Annotated in this window: 23 protein-coding genes; 2 read left to right on the top strand and 21 right to left on the bottom strand. The window is 69.0% G+C overall.

Going from position 1 to position 20,537, the window contains the following annotated elements:
• Position 1: 1 nt before the first annotated feature.
• From O159_RS05350 to pyrR, 4 genes are read right to left on the bottom strand one after another with little or no spacing between them, the layout of a single operon-like run.
• Positions 2-529, bottom strand: a complete 528-nt coding sequence (locus O159_RS05350; RefSeq protein ID WP_021754729.1) for a PH-like domain-containing protein — start codon at positions 527-529, stop codon at positions 2-4.
• Positions 522-1,838 carry a dihydroorotase gene (locus O159_RS05345; RefSeq protein WP_043994049.1) on the bottom strand — a complete coding sequence of 439 codons (1,317 nt, stop codon included), beginning with the start codon at positions 1,836-1,838 and terminating at the stop codon, positions 522-524. The genes O159_RS05350 and O159_RS05345 overlap by 8 nt, the downstream gene beginning before the upstream one ends.
• Positions 1,839-1,855: 17 nt before the next feature.
• On the bottom strand, positions 1,856-2,803 hold the full coding sequence (locus O159_RS05340) for an aspartate carbamoyltransferase catalytic subunit (protein ID WP_021754727.1): 948 nt from the start codon (positions 2,801-2,803) through the stop codon (positions 1,856-1,858).
• A complete protein-coding gene (gene pyrR, locus O159_RS05335) occupies positions 2,800-3,351 on the bottom strand; it encodes a bifunctional pyr operon transcriptional regulator/uracil phosphoribosyltransferase PyrR (RefSeq protein WP_021754726.1) in 552 nt (183 codons plus the stop codon). The genes O159_RS05340 and pyrR overlap by 4 nt, the downstream gene beginning before the upstream one ends.
• Before the next feature lie 299 nt (positions 3,352-3,650).
• Here pyrR and O159_RS14460 point away from each other — a divergent pair, with 299 nt between their 5' ends.
• Positions 3,651-4,238 (top strand): hypothetical protein, encoded by a 588-nt coding sequence (locus O159_RS14460; protein ID WP_021754725.1) that lies wholly within the window; start codon positions 3,651-3,653, stop codon positions 4,236-4,238.
• A 283-nt stretch (positions 4,239-4,521) separates the two neighbouring features.
• Here O159_RS14460 and O159_RS05325 read toward each other — a convergent pair whose 3' ends face one another.
• From O159_RS05325 to O159_RS05245, 17 genes are all read right to left on the bottom strand, one after another.
• Positions 4,522-4,872 carry an Ltp family lipoprotein gene (locus tag O159_RS05325; protein WP_021754724.1) on the bottom strand — a complete coding sequence of 117 codons (351 nt, stop codon included), beginning with the start codon at positions 4,870-4,872 and terminating at the stop codon, positions 4,522-4,524.
• A gap of 185 nt (positions 4,873-5,057) precedes the next feature.
• A complete protein-coding gene (locus tag O159_RS05320; protein ID WP_021754723.1) occupies positions 5,058-5,765 on the bottom strand; it encodes a DsbA family protein in 708 nt (235 codons plus the stop codon).
• Entirely contained in the window at positions 5,762-6,196 is a 435-nt protein-coding gene (gene nusB / locus O159_RS05315) for a transcription antitermination factor NusB (protein WP_021754722.1), read from the bottom strand. Before nusB ends, O159_RS05320 begins: the two co-directional genes overlap by 4 nt.
• Complete coding sequence (gene efp / locus O159_RS05310; RefSeq protein ID WP_021754721.1) at positions 6,196-6,759, bottom strand: elongation factor P; 564 nt, start codon at positions 6,757-6,759, stop codon at positions 6,196-6,198. The genes nusB and efp overlap by 1 nt, the downstream gene beginning before the upstream one ends.
• Before the next feature lie 102 nt (positions 6,760-6,861).
• Entirely contained in the window at positions 6,862-7,299 is a 438-nt protein-coding gene (locus O159_RS05305; RefSeq protein ID WP_021754720.1) for a type II 3-dehydroquinate dehydratase, read from the bottom strand.
• A 10-nt stretch (positions 7,300-7,309) separates the two neighbouring features.
• Positions 7,310-7,699: a hypothetical protein gene (locus O159_RS05300; protein WP_021754719.1), complete on the bottom strand. Its 390-nt coding sequence runs from the start codon at positions 7,697-7,699 to the stop codon at positions 7,310-7,312.
• Complete coding sequence (gene aroB, locus O159_RS05295) at positions 7,699-8,778, bottom strand: 3-dehydroquinate synthase (RefSeq protein WP_021754718.1); 1,080 nt, start codon at positions 8,776-8,778, stop codon at positions 7,699-7,701. The genes O159_RS05300 and aroB overlap by 1 nt, the downstream gene beginning before the upstream one ends.
• On the bottom strand, positions 8,775-9,323 hold the full coding sequence (locus O159_RS05290; RefSeq protein WP_043993540.1) for a shikimate kinase: 549 nt from the start codon (positions 9,321-9,323) through the stop codon (positions 8,775-8,777). Before O159_RS05290 ends, aroB begins: the two co-directional genes overlap by 4 nt.
• A complete protein-coding gene (gene aroC / locus O159_RS05285) occupies positions 9,316-10,524 on the bottom strand; it encodes a chorismate synthase (protein WP_021754716.1) in 1,209 nt (402 codons plus the stop codon). The genes O159_RS05290 and aroC overlap by 8 nt, the downstream gene beginning before the upstream one ends.
• 41 nt (positions 10,525-10,565) lie before the next feature.
• Positions 10,566-12,026, bottom strand: coding sequence for a shikimate dehydrogenase (locus O159_RS13880; RefSeq protein ID WP_021754715.1), 1,461 nt, complete (start codon positions 12,024-12,026; stop codon positions 10,566-10,568).
• Positions 12,019-13,566: an endolytic transglycosylase MltG gene (gene mltG, locus O159_RS05275; RefSeq protein ID WP_021754714.1), complete on the bottom strand. Its 1,548-nt coding sequence runs from the start codon at positions 13,564-13,566 to the stop codon at positions 12,019-12,021. The genes O159_RS13880 and mltG overlap by 8 nt, the downstream gene beginning before the upstream one ends.
• A gap of 1 nt (position 13,567) precedes the next feature.
• The gene (gene ruvX, locus O159_RS05270; RefSeq protein WP_021754713.1) at positions 13,568-14,035 is read right to left on the bottom strand and encodes a Holliday junction resolvase RuvX; all 468 of its coding nucleotides are present in this window, start codon (positions 14,033-14,035) and stop codon (positions 13,568-13,570) included.
• A gap of 3 nt (positions 14,036-14,038) precedes the next feature.
• Positions 14,039-16,696: an alanine--tRNA ligase gene (alaS, locus tag O159_RS05265; protein ID WP_021754712.1), complete on the bottom strand. Its 2,658-nt coding sequence runs from the start codon at positions 16,694-16,696 to the stop codon at positions 14,039-14,041.
• Between the two features lie 44 nt (positions 16,697-16,740).
• Positions 16,741-16,932 (bottom strand): hypothetical protein, encoded by a 192-nt coding sequence (locus tag O159_RS05260; protein ID WP_021754711.1) that lies wholly within the window; start codon positions 16,930-16,932, stop codon positions 16,741-16,743.
• Positions 16,933-16,993: 61 nt separating this feature from the next.
• Entirely contained in the window at positions 16,994-17,371 is a 378-nt protein-coding gene (locus O159_RS05255) for a DUF948 domain-containing protein (protein WP_043994042.1), read from the bottom strand.
• A gap of 111 nt (positions 17,372-17,482) precedes the next feature.
• A complete protein-coding gene (gene rpsD / locus O159_RS05250) occupies positions 17,483-18,106 on the bottom strand; it encodes a 30S ribosomal protein S4 (protein ID WP_021754709.1) in 624 nt (207 codons plus the stop codon).
• A gap of 182 nt (positions 18,107-18,288) precedes the next feature.
• A complete protein-coding gene (locus tag O159_RS05245; protein ID WP_081689820.1) occupies positions 18,289-19,629 on the bottom strand; it encodes a replication-associated recombination protein A in 1,341 nt (446 codons plus the stop codon).
• A gap of 117 nt (positions 19,630-19,746) precedes the next feature.
• Here O159_RS05245 and O159_RS05240 point away from each other — a divergent pair, with 117 nt between their 5' ends.
• A complete protein-coding gene (locus O159_RS05240; protein ID WP_021754705.1) occupies positions 19,747-20,517 on the top strand; it encodes a peptidylprolyl isomerase in 771 nt (256 codons plus the stop codon).
• The last annotated feature ends 20 nt before the right edge of the window (positions 20,518-20,537 follow it).

Below are 20,537 nucleotides of genomic sequence, written 5' to 3'. Positions count from 1 at the left end.
GTCACTCCTCACTTTCACTCGTGTCCGCCGGGCTCGCCGAGCCGGGGAGGATTCTGTCGATCGCCACGGTCAGGGAACCGCGGAGCGCCGGGTCCACGACCCGGAAGTAGCTGTCGGAGGGAACGCCGCCGGAGGTCGTCCAGCCGACGCGGAGGAGACCGCCGGGCTCCACCGCCCGGTCGATCGCGACCGACGCCGGACCGGTGCCGGTCAGGGCGGAGGCCGGGATGAACACCGGCTGCTCCCCCGCGACGACGAGGCACAACCCGTCGGAGGAGACGTCGACCGTGCCCTTGCCCCGGTAGGCGAGCCCGGGCAGCGCCAGGCGCTCCAGATGCTCACCGGCCCTCGTGGTGGCGACATAGAGGACATCGGCCGTCGCGGCCGACGCCGCGGGTGTCTCCGGAGCGGGGTAGCCGCCGCCGGCGAGCGCATCGCGGCGCACCCGGCGGCGCCAGCCGGCGAGCGCGAGCGCGAACGCGAGGGCGACGACCGCCAGTGTCCCGAGAACGGGCAGGAGCTTATCCACGCGTCGCCCCCAGGCCGTCGACGACCCTCCCGTCCAGCACCGTGGCGTACCCACGGTGGAAAGTCGCGACCACCCGGCCGGGCAGCGCCATCGAGAGGTACGGTGAGTTGACGCCCTTGCCGGCCAGGTCGCCGACGGAGAACTCTCGCGAGACCGCCGGGTCGTAGAGAAACAGCTCGGCGGGCGCGCCCGCCTCGATCGGCGTGCCGTGCCCGGCCAGCCGGCCGATGCGCGCGGGGACCGCCGAGAGCACCCGGGCGATGTCCGCCCAGTCGAGCATCCCCGTGTCGACCACCGACGACTGCACGACCGAGAGCGCGGACTCCAGCCCGACCATCCCGAACGCCGCGGCGTCCCACTCGCAGTCCTTCGCCTCGACGGGATGCGGCGCGTGATCGGTCGCGACGATGTCGATCGTGCCGTCCGCGAGCCCCGCGCGCAGCGCCTCGACGTCCTCGGAGCGGCGCAGCGGCGGGTTGACCTTGTAGCGGGCGTCGTACCCGCTCGCGAGCTCCTCGGTCAGCAGCAGATGGTGGGGAGTGACCTCGGCGGTCACCTCGATCCCGCGCGCCTTCGCGCAGCGGATGACATCCACCGAGCCCGCGGTGGAGACGTGGCAGACGTGCAGGCGGGAGCCGACGTGTTCGGCGAGCAGCACATCCCGCGCGATGATGGACTCCTCGGCCACCGCCGGCCAGCCGGCCAGCCCGAGTTCGCCGGAGAGGGCCCCCTCGTTCATCTGCGCCCCGGCCGTCAGCCTCGGCTCCTGCGCGTGCTGGGCGATCACGCCGTCGAACGCCTTGACGTACTCCAGCGCCCGGCGCATCAGCAGCGGGTCGGAGACGCATCTGCCGTCGTCGGAGAACACCCGCACGCGGGCGCGGGAGTCGGCCATCGCGCCGAGTTCCGCCAGCCGCTCGCCCTCCAGCCCCACCGTCACCGCGCCGATCGGGCGCACGGTCGCGTACCCGGCCGCCTCCCCCAGGCTCAGCACCTGCTCGACGACCCCGGCCGTGTCGGCCACCGGCGAGGTGTTCGCCATCGCGAACACCGCGGTGAACCCGCCGGCCGCCGCCGCGCGCGTTCCGGTCAAGACGGTCTCGCTCTGCTCATAGCCCGGCTCGCGGAGGTGCGTGTGCAGGTCGACGAGCCCGGGCAGCGCCAGCAGCCCGTCCGCGTCCACCACGGTCGCGCCCGCCGCGGAGAGACCGACTCCGGTCTCCTGGATGCGGCCCTGGGAGAGGAGCAGGTCGGTGCGGGAGCCGTCGGCCAGCGTCGCGCCTGTGATCACAAATGTTTCGTCGCTCATCTTCTCGCTCGCCTCATTCACACTTCTCGGTCGCCGGACAGCAGAAGGTAGAGGGCGGCCATCCGCACGGACACGCCGCTCGCGACCTGCTCCCTCACCGTCGAGCGCGGCGAGTCGGCCGCCGCCGCCGAGATCTCCAGCCCGCGGTTCATCGGCCCCGGGTGCATCACAATGCTATCCGCCCCGAGCCGGGCCAGCCGTTCGTCGTCGAGGCCCCAGCGCCGCGAGTACTCCCGCGTGGTCGGGAAGAACGCCGCGTTCATCCGCTCCGCCTGGATGCGCAGCATCATCACGACATCCGGGCCGTCGGCCAGCACCGCGTCCAGGTCGTAGCCGATCGTCGCCGACCAGCCCGACACCTCCACCGGCAGCAGCGTCGGCGGGGCGACCAGCGTCACCTCGGCGCCGAGCGTGCGCAGCAGCCAGACATTCGAGCGCGCCACGCGGGAGTGCAGTATGTCGCCCACGATCGTCACGGCGACCCCGTCGAGGTCGCGGCCGCGCGAGCCGGCCCCGTGCAGCCGTCTGCGCATCGTGAACGCGTCGAGCAGCGCCTGCGTCGGGTGCTCGTGCGTGCCGTCGCCCGCGTTGACGATGCCCGCGTCGATCCAGCCGCTCGCCGCGAGCGTCTGCGGCGCGCCGGACGAGTGGTGCCGGACGACGACGGCGTCGGCCCCCATCGCCGCGAGCGTCTGGGCGGTGTCCTTCAGGCTCTCGCCCTTGGACACGCTCGACCCTTTCGCCGAGAAAGTGATGACATCCGCCGAGAGCCGCTTCGCCGCCGCCTCGAACGAGATCCGAGTGCGCGTCGAGTCCTCGAAGAAGAGGTTCACCACCGTCTTCCCCCGCAGCGTCGGCAGCTTCTTCACCTCCCGCTCCTGCACGTCCGCCATGTCCTCGGCCACATCCAGCAGCCGGATCGCGTCCTCGCGCCCCAGCGTCTTGGTCGACAGCAGGTGCCTCATGCGCCGCCCTCCTCGATCGTCACGGCCTCCTCGCCGTCCACCTCGGCCAACCGCACGAAGATCCGCTCCGACGCGGCGGAGGGCAGGTTCTTGCCCACGAAGTCGGCCCGGATCGGCAACTCCCGATGCCCGCGATCGACCAGCACCGCCAGCCGGACCGCCCGCGGCCGCCCCAGATCGCTGAGCGCATCCAAAGCGGCCCGGATGGTACGCCCGGAGAAGAGCACGTCATCCACCAGCACCACGGTCTTGCCGTCGATCGGCCCCGGCAGCGAGGTCGGCTGCGGCGCTCGCGTGGGGTTCCGTGCCAGATCGTCTCGATACATGGTCACATCGAGCGCCCCCACGATGTCAGCGGACGCCCCGACCGCCTCCGGCTCGATCCGCTGGATGCTCTCGGCGATCCTCCGGGCGAGCACGACGCCGCGCGTCGGGATGCCCAGGATCGCCAGATCGTCGGTGCCCCGGTTGGACTCCAGGACCTCGTGCGAGATCCGAGTCAATGCCCGGGAGATGTCAGCCTGCTGCAGCACAGTGCGCACTGTCACGCCGACCTCCTTCCCCGCCTCACAGGACGGCTCGTTAAAGGATGTCTACCGAGAGAGCAGCTTAGCAGGCAGCCAGTGCAGATCCGGCCGGACCCACGCCTTGGAATCGACTCGGATCCACACGACGGGCCGGTTCGGACGTCATTCGGACGGGAGAGGACGAGGATGTCCACGCGCCGCGGTTTCTTTGGAGATCCTGGGGAATTGCGCTTGGGGTCGATGCGCCCCTCGATAAGGTATGGAATCTCTGACATCCTGTTTTTCATCTGAGCCAATGGAGCCTCGGATGGAAGGACAGCATGTTCACGATGACGAAGACAATGGCTGCTCTGGCCGGGTTGGCGACAGCGGCATCACTGACAGCACTGCCCTCAGCACCGGCAGCTGCGAGCGAGGACCCCGCCCTTGCGTCGGCACGCGGTTTCCTCTCCGAGTACGGCGCCTCGCAGGCGACGCAAGACCGGCTGATTGAAACTTATCTCGCTGGTGAGACCTGGGATTCGCTGTCGAGCAGTTCGAAGCCCGTAACCGTGGATGAGCGCTCGGCGGCGGACGGCGAATACACGGTCAGCACCTACGAGGATGGTTCGATCGCGGTGACCCGGTTGGAGACCCCGACGGCCGAGGGACCTCGAGCAGGTCGGGGGATCAGCGGATGCAGCGTCAGCGGAAGAACATACAGCAACTGCAAGATCGACACGTGGGTCGGTGTTGTGCAGCTGGCGTTCCGCGCCTCCTACAACCTGGGCACAAACCAGGTCACCAACGCATACGGCTACGAATACACGATCATCGGCGCATGCGGCGCATCCCCGAGCCTCGCCAGACCCGCGGGCAACATCGCCCGCCTCAGCATCAACGCGCAGATGTGCGCCATGCCCCTATAGCACCGTCTTCTGGTTGCAGCTCACTGTGAGCGGCGAGTCGGCGCGAGTCAGCTGGAACGACCACTAAGGAGTTGCCATCATGATCCTCTGGAACACGCTTGTGGTGGTGGGTGCGGTGATCGTTGTGACGGCCGTGGTCGCCGCGGTGGTCTGGGTGCGCCGCCGAAACCGAAACGGCCACCAGTCCAGTACGCGCTAACAGCGTCTCAGGCGTCCCTGTCGCCCCGGCACACCTTCGGATGGGCCGGGGCTCGTCTGTCGTTGCGCGATGGGTACCGTCGTATCAGTTGAGGTTCTGAATGGCGTAGTCAGCCTGTTCTGCAGTGAACTTCTCGCCGTGCTCGCTGACGAGCTGGTCACGGATCGCCTCGGGTGACATGCTCATGGTCTCCTGGTAGCTCTTGGCTTTCGCGAGGGCGTTTGCATTCCAGTCGGCCTGCACGTTGTCGACCGCATACTGGGCAGCTTCGGCGCTGAACTTCTCGCCGTACTCGCTGGTCAGCTGGTCGTAGATACCAGCCATGCTCATGTGCATAGTGTCGGAGTAGGTTGCCGCCTTCCTCAGGGCTGACTTGTACTCAGCGGGAACCTGATCTGTAAGCTGGTCGTCCCAATCTAACGCGAGCTGGTCCACCTTGAGATAAGGAGAAAGATCATGGGGCACTCTTCTGGTGGAACTTTTGGAACGCCGTCGGCCTGGTCGTCATCGTCGGCGGGATTACCGCGCTGACCATCTAGGTGCGTCGGCGCAACCGCCGACACAACTGACCCCATCGCCCCGGCCCACCTTCGGGTAGGGAGAAAAGCGGGCCGCCGTGGTCAGTTCCCCAGGAACGTCTCGAACGCCTTCGCGTCCGTGATAGAGCCGGTGAACTGCTTCCCATTCACCAGGACAGTCGGCGTGCCCTCGATCGAGTCGAGGACCTTCTTGCCATCCACCTCGATCGGCCCGGACTGCGAGTGCGCGGTGTTCGCCTGTGCCCACGCCCGGTACGGTCCGCTGCGGTCGACGCAACCGGAGATATCGGCGATCCCGCGATCGGTCGCGCGCTTGGCGAGCTCAGCGTCCGTCAGACCGTTGGAGTTCTCCTCGGGCTGGTCGGTGAAGAGCGCCTGGTAGTAGTCGAGCGCCTTGTCGGAGTCGTGGACCCCGACGCAGGTCAGCGCCGCGGCCGCACGCGTCGAGTATCCGGTGCCGTTGGAGAGGGCGTCGAGAAAAGTCAGCGGGTGCAGCCGGAGCGTGATCGAACCGTCTTTGACCGCGTTCGCGAGCGTCTCGCCGTTCGACTTCTCGAAGGCGCCACACACCGGGCACATCGGATCGAACCACACATCGACTTTCTTCACACCCGACCCGGCGCTGATGAAACGTCCGTCGAAGTTCACGGCCCCATCGGCGCCCGTCGGCGGTTTGGCCGTCGCGAGCGGCACATTCGCGCTGCCACCGAGCAGGGAGCACGCCGCGGCCCCGGTGGTCACAGCGGCCGCGAGCGCGGCAGCGATCAGGATGCGCAGTGTCCGCTTCATCGGTCTGCCTCTCCGCCCTGGGGCTTGTTCTGCGCGATTTTCGCCAGCAGGCCGTTCACGAATCCCGCCGAGTCGTCGGTCGACAGCACCGTGGCGGCCTCGACGGCCTCCGCGATGGCGACGCCGTCCGGAACCTGGTCGTTGAACAGGAGCTCCCACACGCCGATGCGCAGGATGGCGCGGTCGACGGCGGGCATGCGCGCGAACGTCCACCCCTGCGCGTAGGTCTCGATCTGCTCGTCGATCTCCTCCTGGTTGTCGATCACGCCGTCCACGATCTCGCGAGCGTAGAGCCACGACGCCTCACGCGCCGGCTCGTTCGCCGCTCGCTCCGCTTCGACAGCCAGGGCGTGCGCCAGCGAAAGCTGGCGCACATCGGCGCTGAACAACAGATCGAGGGCGCGCTTGCGCGCCTTGGTGCGAGCGCTCACTAGTCGTTGACGCGGCCGAGGTAGTCGCCGGTGCGGGTGTCGACCTTGACCTTGGTGCCGGTCTCCAGGAACAGCGGGACCTGGATCTGGTAGCCGGTCTGCACCGTCGCCGGCTTGGTGCCACCCGTGGAGCGGTCGCCCTGCAGACCGGGCTCGGTGTAGGTGATCTCCAGCACGACCGAAGCGGGGAGCTCGACGTACAGCGGCGAGCCCTCGTGCAGCGCGACGGTGACGTTCTGGTTCTCGAGCATGAAGTTGGCGGCGTCGCCGACGATCGGCCCGGAAATGGTGATCTGGTCGTAGTCGCTCGTGTCCATGAACACGAAGTCGGCGCCGTCCTGGTAGAGGTACTGGTAGTCGCGGCGGTCCACATTGGTGATGTCGATCTTCGCGCCCGCGTTGTAGGTGCGGTCCACGGTCTTGCCGGTCGTGACGTTCTTGAGCTTGGTGCGCACGAACGCCCCGCCCTTGCCCGGCTTGACGTGCTGGAACTCGATCACGCTCCAGAGCTGTCCGTCGATATTGAGGACGATGCCGTTCTTGATGTCAGCAGTCGAAGCCATGCGCGAATTCCATTCGATATGCGGGAAGATTCGGGTGGATGCGGCGCACCGCGCCGTCCACGGCAGGTGCCAGCGAGCGGCGACCCCAGAAGATTCTAGACGTCAGCGGACGTTTCGGCGAATGAACGCGAGCGCCAGCCGGTACGACTCGAAGCCGAATCCGGCGATGACGCCCGTCGACACAGCGCTGATCACCGAGGTGCGCCGGAACTCCTCCCGGGCGTGCGGATTGGACAGGTGAACCTCGATCACCGTGCCACCCGCCGTCGTGACGAGCGCAACCGCATCCCGCAGCGCGAGCGAGTAGTGCGTCCACGCCCCGGCGTTCAGGATGACCGGCGCACCCGTGTCGGCGGCCTCGTGCAGCCAGCCGAGCAGTTCGCCTTCGGCGTCGGTCTGCCGCAGCTCGACGCTGAGGCCGCCCGCGTCCTCCTGCAGCGTCGCGCGCAGATCCTCGAGCGTGCCCGAGCCGTAGACATCGGGTTCGCGCGTGCCGAGGCGGCCGAGGTTCGGACCGTTCAGGACCAGGATGCTGCTCATACCGGTCACCCTACCGGCGTCTCCCCCGCCGCGAGCGGACGGACGCGCACGGCCGACCACACCTCTCGTCCACGGCGACATTGGCGACCGGCCGCCAGCCGAACGCGCCCGACTCGGCGATGATCGCATCCCGGTTCACATCGGCGCGCCCGCCCTTCGGGTATACGAACCACACGGCGCGGGCCGCGCCCAGCACGGGCAACTCGGAGGCGAAGCGTTCGAGCAGCTCGGCGCGGGAGGCGACGAAGGTGACGGCCACAGCGGCTCGCCCCGGCTCCACCTCCGTCACGGCCTCCGGCAGCGGGCCGAGGAGCGCGCGGGCCTCCGGCGTCCCCCCGACGACGCTCAGAGCGTCGCCCGGCCTGATGAGCAGCTTGTGCGCGACGGTCTTGGCGGTCATCAGGATGCGATCTCCTGGTAGGCGGCGAACAGCAGACTCTGATCCGGACCGGCGAGCACCGTCGGCCGCGCCACCTCGTCGAGCACGATGAAGCGCAACAGGCTCCCGCGCGCCTTCTTGTCGCGCTGCATAGCGGCCAGCAGCGTCTGCCAGCGGCCAAGGGGGTAGCTCGTCGGCAGCGTGAGGGAGGTCAGGATGCGGCGATGCCGCTCCACGGCCGCCTCGCTCAGCCGCCCGCTGAGGCGACCGAGCTCGGCCGCGAACACCATGCCGACCGCGATCGCGGCGCCGTGCCGCCACTGGTAGCGCTCGGCGTGCTCGATCGCGTGCCCGAGGGTGTGCCCGTAGTTGAGGATCTCACGGAGGCCCTGCTCGGTGAAGTCCTCGCCGACCACGCGCGCTTTGACGCCGATCGACAGTTCGACCAGTCGCCGGAACTCCGCAGACTCCGGATCGGTGGCGACGTCCACATCCCGCTCGATGATGTCGAGGATCTCCGGCTCGGCGATGAAGCCGTACTTGACGACCTCGGCGAAGCCCGCGAGCAGTTCGTTCCGCCCCAGGGAGCTCAGCGTGTCCAGATCGCAGACGACGGCGGCCGGCGCATAGAACGCCCCGACGAGATTCTTGCCTTCCGCCGTATTGATGCCGGTCTTGCCGCCGACCGCGGCGTCCACCATCCCCAGCAGCGTCGTCGGCACCTGAACCAGCTTCACGCCGCGCAGCCACGTCGCCGCGGCGAAGCCGGCCAGATCGGTGACGGCGCCGCCGCCGAAGCCGACCACGGCGTCCGAGCGCGTGAAGTCGGCCTGGCCCATGATGCCCCAGAGGAAGGAGGCGACCTCGATGCGCTTCGCCGCCTCCGCGTCCGGCACTTCGGCGAGGAGCACCTCGTACTGCCCGGCGAGCGACTCCCGGAGCTCCGCCGCGGCCGCCCCGAGCGTCGGCGGGTGGACCACGAGCACCTTGCTGACCGCGGAGCCGAGATGGCGCGCGAGATCGAACCGCAGGCCGCGGCCGATGACGATCGCGTACGGGTTCGCTCCGGCCACCAGGATCTCGGTGGTCTCGTCGGTCATCGATTCTCCTCTTCCGCGACGCCGGCCTGCTCGACCCAGCGGGCGATCTCCTCCACGATGGTCTCCATCGGCCGGCTCGACGTGTCCGCGGTGAAGTCCGCGAGCGCCGTGTAGAGGTCCTGCCGCGAGGCGACCAGCCGCTTCCAGCCCTCCAGGTCGGAGACCAGCGGCCGTTTGCCGTTCTGTATCCGTTTCGCGATCGCCTCCGGCAGCACCGCCAGCAGAACGACGCGTTTGCCCGCCAGATCGGCGCGGGTGGCGGGATCGAGAATGGCGCCGCCGCCGAGGGAGACCACGCCCGGCCGCTGCACCGCCTCGGCCACGACCGCACGCTCCACAGCGCGGAAATGCGGCTCGCCGTGCTCCGCGAAGATGTCGGCGATAGCGCCGTGCCGCGCGACGATCACGGCGTCTGAATCGGTGAACGATGCTCCGAGCCGCTTCGCGAGCCGCTTGCCGACGCGCGTCTTCCCGGCCGCCGGCGGTCCGATCAGCACGACTGTCGGCGATGGCGTTCGTCCAGAGATCGCCTCGCGCTCAGGCATACGGTGCGCTGACACGCTCGGTCACCAGGTTCTGCGGGATGGCGTCCAGATAGCCGCGCAGGTTGCGCGCCGTCTCGCCGATCGAGTCTCCACCGAACTTCTCCAGGACCGCGTTCGCGAGCACGAGGGCGACCATCGCCTCCGCGACGATGCCCGCGGCGGGCACAGCGCAGACATCGGAACGCTGGTGGTGCGCGGGCGCGGGCTCACTGGTGGCGACGTCGATCGTGCGCAGAGCGCGCGGAACCGTCGCGATCGGCTTCATGCCCGCGCGCACGCGCAGCACGCCGCCGGTGCTCATCCCGCCCTCGGTACCGCCGGCCCGATCGCTCTGACGGACGATCGCGCCGTCCTCCGCCACCAGCTCATCGTGGGCCTGCGAACCGCGGCGGGTCGTCGTCAGGAAACCGTCGCCGACTTCGACGCCCTTGATCGCCTGGATGCCCATGAGAGCCGCCGCGAGCTGCGCATCGAGCCGGCGGTCCCAGTGAGCATACGAACCGAGCCCCGGCGGAAGCCCGTAGGCGAGCACCTCGACCACGCCACCGAGCGTGTCGCCGTCCTTGTGCGCGGCATCCACCTCCGCGACCATCCACTCGGAGGTCGCGGGGTCGAAGCAGCGCAGCGGGTCGGCGTCGAGCGCGGCGACATCCGCCGGCGTCGGCCAAACGGCGTCCTCGGGGACGCGCACCGGACCGATGGAAAGCGTGTGGCTGACGAGTGTGATGCCGAGTTCGCCGAGGAAGGAGCGCGCCACCGCGCCGAGGGCCACCCGCGCGGCCGTCTCACGGGCGCTGGCGCGTTCCAGGACCGGACGGGCCTCGTCGAAACCGTACTTCTGCATCCCGGCCAGGTCGGCGTGGCCCGGACGCGGACGCGTGAGCGGGGCGCCGCGGGCGCCCGCCAGCTTCTCCGCCGCGACCGGCTCCGGGCTCATGAGGTCCACCCACTTGGGCCACTCGGAGTTGCCGATGCGCAGGGCGACCGGGCTGCCGAGGCTCAGCCCGTGCCGGACACCGCCCGAGACCTCGAGCGCATCCTGCTCGAACTTCATCCGCGCTCCGCGCCCGTAGCCGAGCTTCCGGCGGGCTAGGTCGGCGCGGATGGCGTCGAGCGAGACCGGGACCCCCGCGGGGAGCCCCTCGAGGACGGCGATGAGTTCCGGGCCGTGGGATTCCCCGGCCGTGAGCCAACGAAGCATGATTCGATTCTGGCACAGCGGCAGGGGCCTCCCCGCCCGCACTACGCTCCCGCCGCTGCCTCCTCGGGGAGCGTTCCCACGGCGTCCACGCCCACACCGTCCAGCGACGCCGCCGCGGCGTCCACCGCCGCGCCGTCCAGCGACGTTCCGGGTGTGTCCGCCGCCGCCTCCAGCGGCGCCCCCGCAGCGTCCACCCCCGCAACAGCGAGCATCGCCCGGAGCACAGCCTCTTCGTCGGGCAGCGGCTCCAGCGGGTCGCCGGAGACGAACACGCGCACCTGGAGCAGCGCCTGATGCACCAGCATGCCGAGCCCCGACACCACGGTGCCGCCGACGGACTGCCATGCCCTCGCCAGGGGCGTCGGCCACGGCTCGTAGGCCACATCGAGCAGCACGGCTCTGCGCCGCGTCGAGTCTGTGTAGAGCACCGGAATGGAGACGTCGCCCGGCAGGGTGCTGATCACGAGTTCGGGGATGTCGAGCGAGCGGTCGGCCTGCAGGAAGGACCGGATGCGAATGCGCAGCCCCAGCCCGTGAGCCGGCGGCTCGAGCGACAGGCTCTTCTCCAGGTCACGGACGTGCAGGTCGACCCGCTCGGCCCCGAGTTCGGCGGCCGCCACGAGGGCGGAGGCGGCCGTTGCCCCTCCACCCAGGATGTGGACGTAGCGGACGCGTTCGAGCCCCGCGGCCGACAGCGCGCGCACGATGCCGCCGACATCGGTGTTGAACCCGCGGACCTCTTCGCCGTCGAACAGCACCGTGTTCGCAGCACCGGTCTCCGCGGCCACCCTGTCGATATCCGTGAGCAGCGGGATGACCGCCTTCTTGAGCGGCATCGTCAGCGAGAGTCCACGCCACTCCTCTCCGAGCCCGTCGAGGTAGGCGGGCAAGGCGGCTTCGACGACCTCTTCGCGGCCGTACTCCCAGTCGAGCCCCAGCACCTCGTAGGCGGCGCGGTGGAGGTCGGGGGATTTGGAGTGCCCGATCGGCGAACCGAGCACCGCCAGGCGCGGACGCTGCGAGACCACCGGCTTCCCAGGCAGGATCGCGGGCGGAGCCGTCTGCACGGGCACGGGTTCAGGGGCCCAGACCGGCTCGGGCGACGGCTCATCCGTCGCCTGTCTCTCCGGCAACAGCTCAGGGACCCAGACCGACTCGGGCGACGGCTCATCCGTCGCCTGTCTCTCCGGCAACAGCTCAGGGACCCAGACCGACTCGGGCGACGGCTCATCCGATACAGGCTTCTCCGGCGACACCTCAGGCGCCGGTCTCTCCGGCGACGGCTCAGCAACCGGCCTCGCCAGCGCCGGGTTCTCCGGCGACACCTCAGGCGCCGGTCTCTCCGGCGACGGCTCATCCGGCGCCGGCTTCTCGCTCTCCTCAGCCGCCTTCGCGGTCTCCTCGGCTTCGTCCTGGCGTTGCGTCTCGAACAGAGCAGCGATCTGCGCTGCCGCGTCGACGCCGGTCGCTTTGCGAGAGGAAGCCTTGCTGGTTCTACTCATACCCGGGGTTGTCCTTCATCCACTGCCGCCATTTCGCTACAGCGGCGTCATGCTCCGCCGTAGTCGTCGAAAAGATCGTCTCACCGGTCTGCAAGTTCCACGTCACGAAGAACATCCACGGTCCGTCTGCGGGATGCATGACAGCGTTGATCGCGAGATCCCCTGGGTTGGAGATCGGGCCAACCGGCAGTCCAGAATGCACATAGGTGTTATAGGGGTTGCCGGCGTCGGCGCGCTCGGCGTCCGTCGTCTCCACCCGATGCGTGTTTCCATTGCCGTAGGCGACGGTCGCGTCGGATTGGAGGTCCCAGCCCTGTGCTAGCCGGTTGAGGAACACACGCGCCACCTTCGGATAGTCGTCCTTCAGTCCGGCCTCTCGCTGCACGATCGAGGCGAGCACGATCGTCTTCCACCGGTCCGCCGGGGCGACCTTCGCAGCGTCCAGCGACTGGAACATGCGGTCCACCATCATCTTGATCGCGTCGTGCGCGCTCACGCCGGGCGCGAACGTGTAGGTCGCCGGGAACAGGAAGCCCTCGAGCGTCTTTGCCTCCGCCGGCAGCCCGAAGTCGGCCGGCGCGGTGGCAGCCTGTTGCAGCTGCGCGAGCGGGATGCCGGTCCTCTCGCTGACCGTCTTCAGAGCATCGGCTTCGGCCGTCCCCTCCGGGATAGTGACGGAGGAGGCCACCCGGGAAGCGGGGTCCTGGAGGGCGATGAGGGCTGCCAGCGCGCTCATCTGCTTGGCGAGCTTGAAGACCCCCGGCTGGAACTCGGGCTCCGGCTTCTGCCGCAGCAGCAGCATGTAGAAGGCATCGTGGCTCTTGGTCACGCCTGCCTTGTGCAGATTGGTCGCGATCGTGTCGCCGGTGTCACCCGACTTGATCGTGAACATCACCTGCCCGGCGCCGTTCCCCTTGTAATCGTCGTCCTTCGGCAGGATCGCGGCGAGGACCCGCTCGGCCTGCGGCTGGAAGAACACGTACGCTCCAGCGGCCAGACCGCCCAGCACCGCGACGATCACGACGAACACGACGAGGCGACGCACCCAACGCCGTCTCCGCTTCGGCTCTTCGCGCGAAAGCGTGTCCTGCTGCCACCAGCCCAGGGGCGACTCGTCCGGACCCGCCCCGTCGCGCCCGACCTGCTGCAGGGGGCGATTCCCGTACTCGTCTCTCTCCGCTGCGAAGTGGTCCGAGCCGTGACGGGAGGCGGCAGGGACCGGGTCGCGCTGACCGGGCGGAAACCCCTCGGCGTTCCCGCCTCCGGAGGTCGCGACCGGTCCGGTGATGACGGCGTCGAAGTCCAGCCCGGGGAAACCGGCGGATCGGGCGGGCGATTGCGCCGACGACGTCGTCCACGGCCCAGATGCGCGCGGATTGCGCTGACCCGTTCCCGAACCCTCGGCCTCGTCCCCGCTGGCAGCCCCGTCCCGCGTCTGCTCCGCCGCACGCGCTTCCCTCGCCTCGCGACGGGTCAGCGGCTGCCCGGTGACAGCGGGGAAGACAGGCAGGTCCGGTCTCTCCTGCGGGTTCTGCGGCAAACTAAGGTCCAATCCTGGGTTCGACGGAATAGCCTGGCGGACGGGTGGTGGCGCGCTCCGCGTCGAGCGCGTGCTGCAAAATTATCGCGGCGGCGGCCTGATCGACAACAGGACGAGAACTTTTCGCATTCTTTCCGGAAGACCGGAGCGCCGAATGGGCCGAGACGGTCGAGAGCCGTTCGTCCACGAGACGCACTGGAGCGCCCACCTCGGCGACGAGCGCTTCCGCGAACGCGACGGCATCGGCTGTGGAGGCGGTGCGCGCGCCCGAGAGGGCCAGGGGCAGCCCGACGACGATCTCGACGACGCCGAGATCCGTCACGATCTCGGCGATCCTGCGCCGATCCGCCGCGTCCTCGGAGCGAGCGATCGTTTCGTACGGCGTCGCCAGCATCCCGTGCGGGTCGGAGCGGCTCACGCCGATCCGCACCGTACCCACGTCGATGCCGAGCCGAACACCGCTGCGCACGAGCTATCCGATCGCCACACTGACGGCGGCGAGTGCGGCCGGAATCGCGGTCGCGTCCGTGCCACCGCCCTGCGCCAGATCGGCCTTGCCGCCGCCGCCGCCGCCCAGGACGCCCGCGGCGGTCTTGGCGAGCGCGCCCGCGGTGACGCCGGCGTCCCGTGCGGCCTGGTTCGTCGCCACGATCACGACCGGCTTGCCATCCGCGATCGCCGCCAGGGCGACCGTCGCCGGATCGGAGCCGAGCCGGTCACGCACCGTGATGGCGAGCAGGCGCAGATCGTCCGCTGTGCTCAGCGTGCCCGCATCGGCCGCGACCACCTGCACCGCGCCACGACGCGACACCGCTTCGAGCAGGCCCGGCACCCGGTCGAGCACCGCGCGGGCCTCGAACGCCTGGATGCGCTTCTCCGCCGCTTTCAGACTCGCCATGAGGTCGGCGATCTTCTCGGGCAGCTGCTCCCGCGGCGTCTTCAGCGAGCTGGACAGCTGCGAGACGATCGTGCGCTCGAGGGCGAGATCCTTGAAGGCTTCGAGTCCGACCAGCGACTCCACACGGCGGTTGGTCGAACCCACCGACGACTCGCTGACGAGGTTGATCATGCCGATCTCGGTGCTGCGCGCGACATGCGTGCCCGCGCAGAGTTCGCGCGACCAGGGTCCGCCGATGTCGACGACGCGAACCGTGTCGCCGTATTTCTCGCCGAACAGCGCCATCGCCCCGAGCGCTTTGGCTTCCGCGAGCGGCAGCTCGCGGGTGGTCACCTCGAGGTTCTGGCGGATCGCGCTGTTCGAGATCTCCTCGATCTCGCTCCGGGTCTCCGGCGAGAGGGCCTGGTTCCACGAGAAGTCGAGCCGCAGGTAGCCCGCTTTGTTGTACGAACCGGATTGATGCGCGTTGGAGCCGAGCACCTGGCGGAGGGCAGCGTGGATGATGTGGGTGCCCGAGTGCGCCTGCTTCGCACCGCGGCGGTAGTCCGCATCCACCAGGCTCGTCGCCGGGGCGCCCACACCGACTTCGCCGCTTCGCACGAGCACCTTGTGGCTGATGAGCCCCTTGACCGGCTTCTGCACATCGAGCACGTCGAGTTCGTAGCCCGGGCCGACGATCGTGCCGGCGTCGGCGTCCTGACCACCCGACTCGGCGTACAGCGCGGTCGCGCCCAGGACGATCTCGGCCACCTGGCCCTCGCCCGCCTTGGTCACGGAGCGCCCGTCGACGATGAGCCCGAGCACGCTCGACTCGGTCTCCAGCTCGGTGTAGCCGGTGAAGACGGTCTCGCCGAGCGCACGGAAGCCGGAGTAGACGGAGAGATCGGCCAGCGCCGTCTTCTTCGCCTTCGCGTCCGCCTTCGCGCGGGCGCGCTGGTCGGCCATGAGCGTGTCGAACGCACCGCGATCCACGCTGAGCCCTGCCTCCTCCGCCATCTCCAGCGTCAGGTCGATCGGGAAGCCGTAGGTGTCGTGCAGCAGGAACGCGGTGTCGCCCGCGAGCTCCTTCTTGCCGGCCTTCTGCGTGTTCGCGACCGCGATGTCCAGGATGCTGGTGCCCGACGCGAGCGTGCGCAGGAAGGTCTCCTCCTCCGCGTAGGCCAGCTGGGAGGTGCGCGCGAACTCGGTCTCCACCTCGGGATACGCGGCCTTCATCGCGTCGCGCGAGACCGGGAACAGCTCGGGGAAGGTCGCCGTCTCTACGCCGAGCAGACGCATCGCGCGCACCGTGCGCCGCAGCAGGCGCCGCAGCACATAGCCGCGGCCCTCGTTGGAGGGCGTGACCCCGTCTGTCATGAGCATCAGCGCGCTGCGGACATGGTCGGCCACCACGCGGAGGCGCACATCGTCCTCGTGGGCCTCGTGCCCATAGGGCTTGCCCGCCAGCTCCGCCGCGCGGTCGAGCACCGGGCGCACCTGGTCGATCTCGTACATGTTGTCGACGCCCTGTTTGAGGAACGCGACGCGCTCCAGCCCCAGCCCGGTGTCGATGTTCTTCTTCGGCAGATCGCCGAGGATCTCGAAATCGTTCTTGCCGGTGCCCTCGCCCCGTAGATACTGCATGAAGACAAGGTTCCAGATCTCCACGTAGCGGTCGTCGTCCGTCGCGGGACCGCCATCGATCCCGTACGCCGGACCGCGGTCGAAGAAGATCTCCGAGCACGGCCCAGCGGGCCCCGGCTGCCCGGTGGACCAGTAGTTCGTGTCCTTGCCGAGACCCTGGATGCGCTCATCGGGCAGCCCCGAGACACGCCGCCAGATCTCGCGCGCCTCGTCGTCCTCCTCGTACACCGTGACCCAGAGGTCCTCCGGGGCGAAGCCGAGGCCGCCCTCGGCCTCCGCCGTCGTGAGCAGATCCCAGGCGAAGGTGATCGCCTGTTCCTTGAAGTAGTCGCCGAAGGAGAAGTTGCCGCACATCTGGAAGAACGTGCCGTGCCGCGGCGTCTTGCCGACCTCCTCGATGTCGAGCGTGCGGATGCACTTCTGCACACTCGTCGCCCGCGGGAACGGCGCGGGCACGACACCGGTCAGGTACGGGACGAAGGGCACCATCCCCGCCACCGTGAACAACAGCGAGGGGTCATCGCTCACCAGCGAGGCGGACGGGACGACGGTGTGGCCGCGCCGGGCGAAGAAGTCGAGCCAGCGGCGGTGGATTTCGGCAGTCTGCATGAGTTCCGGTCGTGTCGAAGCGTGCGAGGAGAAGGCGGCGGACGTCAGTCGCCGTCGATGGCCGAGCGGATCTCGGCCTCGCGCTGGCGGTAGCCGTCCGAAACGGCCTCGCCGAAATCGCGCGCCTTCTTGTCGAGCGAGCTGAAGAACTCGCGACCGCTCGGGGTCTCGTTCACCTTGTGGGCGACGACGAAGCCGATGGCGACCCCGACGAGGAGCCACAGGAAACTCTTCATGGTGTCTCTTCCCTCTTCTGGATGTGTGCGCGTCGGCGTGCGCGGACGCACCTGCGCAAGTCTAGCCCGCCTTGCGGCGAGTCCCCCGGGTTCCGCCAGCGCCGCGGAACGCCGCGCGGACAGCCGCGCTGAAACCGGCCAGCTTGATCAGCGGACCGCCGACCGTCGCAGCGAAGAGCGCGACGAGGGCGGAGACATTGCCCGTCACGTCCGCGACGTTCCCCGTGATGACGTCCACCCGCGCCAGCTGCTTGTTCGTCTCCTGCAGCGTCGTCGCCGTCTCGTCGAGAATCGGCGCGATGCCGTCGCTGGCCTCCTTGATCGCATCCCGCATCGAGTCGAGCACGCGCCCGAGCTTCAGCAGCGGAACGGCGATGAAACCCACCAGCACAGCGAACACCGCCGCCGCGATCAGTCCTGCGATGTCGCCTCCGGACACATCGGCCCCTTTCATTCCGTCACGGGCATACTCGTCAAGCGTAGCCGTCGCAACGAAAGACGGGGCCGTGGCCGAAGCCACGGCCCCGTCTGCGGGGAGTCTCGCGGAGCCTTAGCGGGCCGCGTAGTACTCGACGACCAGCTGGACGTCACAGGTGACGGGCACCTCGGTACGCTTGGGGCGGCGCTCGAGGCGGGCCTGCAGCTTGTCGAGCTCGACCGAGAGATAGGCCGGGGTCTTCGGCAGGACATCGACGTGACCGCCGGCCGCCGCGACCTGGAACGGCTCGGTGCCCTCGGAGCGGGCTTTGACGCCGATAGTCTGACCCGGCTTGACGCGGAACGATGGACGGTCCACGAGCTTGCCGTCGACCAGGATGTGACGGTGGACCACGAACTGACGGGCCTGCGAGATGGTGCGGGCGAAACCGGCGCGGAGCACGAGGGCGTCCAGGCGCATCTCGAGGATCTCGACCAGGTTCTCACCGGTCAGACCCTGGGTGCGGCGGGCTTCCTCGAAGGCGATGCGCAGCTGCTTCTCGAGGATGCCGTACTGGGCGCGAAGGCGCTGCTTCTCGCGCAGACGGACAGCGTAGTCGGAGTCGGCCTTGCGCTTGCTGCGGCCGTGCTCGCCCGGGGCGTACGGGCGCTTCTCCATGTAGCGGGCGGCCTTCGGGGTGAGGGCGATGCCCAGGGCGCGAGACTCACGGGTCTTGCTGCGGGAACGTGAAGACACGGTTTCCTTTCGGTTTTCTCTCTATAGGTTCAAGGGATGCGGGCACACGTAAAAGCCCGCAGAGAGAGGGATTGTCGCCGTGGACGCCCGGCTAAAGGGCCATTCCGTCGAATCCGTGCCCCTAGCAGCCGCACCGGGAACACGCATCTAGGCCCGTCGATTCTAGCAGATCGACGCCGTGCTCACGTCCCGCGCACAATGCGCCGCAGCTTGGCCAGCCGTGCCGACACCTCCCGCTCGTTTCCGTGCTCGGTCGGATGGTAGTAGGCGGTGTCCGACAGCTCATCCGGAAGGTACTGCTGTTCGAGCACGCCGAGCGCGTCGTCGTGCGGATACCGGTAGCCCTTGCCATGCCCGAGCCGCTTGGCGCCGGGATAGTGCCCGTCGCGCAGGTGCTTCGGCACGCGGCCGATCCGGCCGGCCCTGACATCCGCGATGGCAGCGTCGAAGGCCGTGTAGGCGGCGTTCGACTTGGGAGCCGTCGCCAGGTGGACCACCGCCTGAGCGAGCGGGATGCGACCCTCCGGCAGCCCGAGGAACTGCACTGCGTCGGCAGCGGCGATCGCCACGACGAGGGCCTGCGGATCGGCCATCCCGATATCCTCCGAGGCCGAGATGACGATCCGCCGGGCGATGAACCGGGGGTCCTCCCCCGCCTCCAGCATCCGGGCGAGATAGTGCAGCGCGGCGTCCACATCCGATCCGCGGATGGACTTGATGAACGCGCTGATCACATCATAGTGCTCATCGCCATTGCGATCGTAGCGCAGCAGCGCCCGGTCGACCGCCTGCGCGACCAGCTCGGCCGTGATCGCCGGTCTCTCCGTGGACGTGGCCGGGGTCAGCGCCGCAGCGGCGACGGAGGCCGCCTCCAGCGCTGTCAGCGCGCGCCGCGCGTCCCCCGACGCCAGACGGACGAGCGCCGCCCGGCCGTCGTCGTCCAGAGAGAACTGACCGGCGAGGCCGCGGTCGTCGGCCACGGCCCGGTCGATCACCAGGCCCAGGTCGTCATCGCCCAGCGTCTCGAGCGTCAGCAGCAGCGAGCGCGAGAGCAGCGGCGAGATGACCGAGAACGACGGATTCTCGGTCGTCGCGGCGACCAGGATCACCCAGCCGTTCTCCACGCCCGGCAGCAGTGCGTCCTGCTGGGCTTTGGTGAAGCGGTGGATCTCGTCCAGGAAGAGCACGGTGGACACGCCGTACAGATCGCGGGTCGAAAGCGCTTCGTCCATCACAAGCCGGACATCCTTGACGCCCGCTGTCACCGCGGACAGCTCCACGAAACGCCGGCCGGAGGAGTGGGCGATGGCCTGCGCCAGAGTGGTCTTGCCGGTGCCCGGCGGCCCCCACAGAATGACGGAGACCGACCCCGACTGCCCCTCCTTGTCGGAGGCGAGCGCCACGAGCGGCGACCCCGGGCGCAGCAGGTGCCGCTGACCGGCGACCTCATCGAGCGACGTCGGCCGCATCCGCACAGCGAGAGGCGTCGCTCCTGTGCGGAGCCCCGGTTGCACGTCGACCACGTATCCAGGCTAGTCGCAGTCACCGACATTGCGATTCCCGGTTTGAGAGGGCACAGCCGCTCCGGATAGGGTTCCTCCAGCGTCCATCCGCCCGTCAGCGCACTCGGAGGAATCACTGTGGCCCCCAAGCAGAACGACCGCGACGCCCGTCAGGCCCGCGAACGGCTCCGCGCATACCAGGCTCGTCAGACCGTATACGAGGAGAAATCCAAGCGGCGGCGACGGGACAACTGGATCGCCGGGATCGCCGGCATCGCGATCGTGGCGCTCGCGGTCGGGACGCAGGTGCTGTATTTCACTCCATCGGGGGCCACGAGCCCCTCCGCATCGCGATCGCCTACCGCGTCCAAGGCGGCTCTCACGCTTCCGTCCTCGACCCTGGCCGGGGGACGGACCTGGGCGGGCACGATGACCATCAACGGCATCCCGCTCGGCGTCTCGCTCAACGGCGCCTCCGCACCGCAGGCCGTCTCCTCCACCATCTCCCTGACACAACGGAAGTTCTACGACGGTCTCAGCTGCCACCGGCTGACCGACGGCGGGTTCTACGTCTTGCAGTGTGGCGACCCCGATGGCACCGGCAACGGTGGTCCCGGCTACGAGTACGGCCCGATCGAGAACGCGCCCGCCAACGATGTCTACCCGGCCGGAACCATCGCGATGGCGCGGCAGGGAAACAAAGCCGAGAGCCAGGGCAGCCAGTTCTTCATCGTCTACAAGACGACGACGATCCCGCACGACAGCGCCGGCGGCTACACCGTCATCGGCAGCGTCACCAGCGGCCTCGACAAGCTGATCAGCGCAGTGACCGACAAGGGTGTCCAGGGCGGCGGCACCGATGGCAAGCCTGCTGTGACGACCACGATCGACAGCTTCTCGCTGCAGTGACGCCAGCGAGTGCAATAGGC

It is taken from the genome of Leifsonia xyli subsp. cynodontis DSM 46306 (genome assembly GCF_000470775.1).
GTDB lineage: Bacteria > Actinomycetota > Actinomycetes > Actinomycetales > Microbacteriaceae > Leifsonia > Leifsonia cynodontis.
The sequence above is the reverse complement of the archived record's forward strand: the minus strand, read 5'-3'. Positions and strand labels throughout refer to the sequence as shown.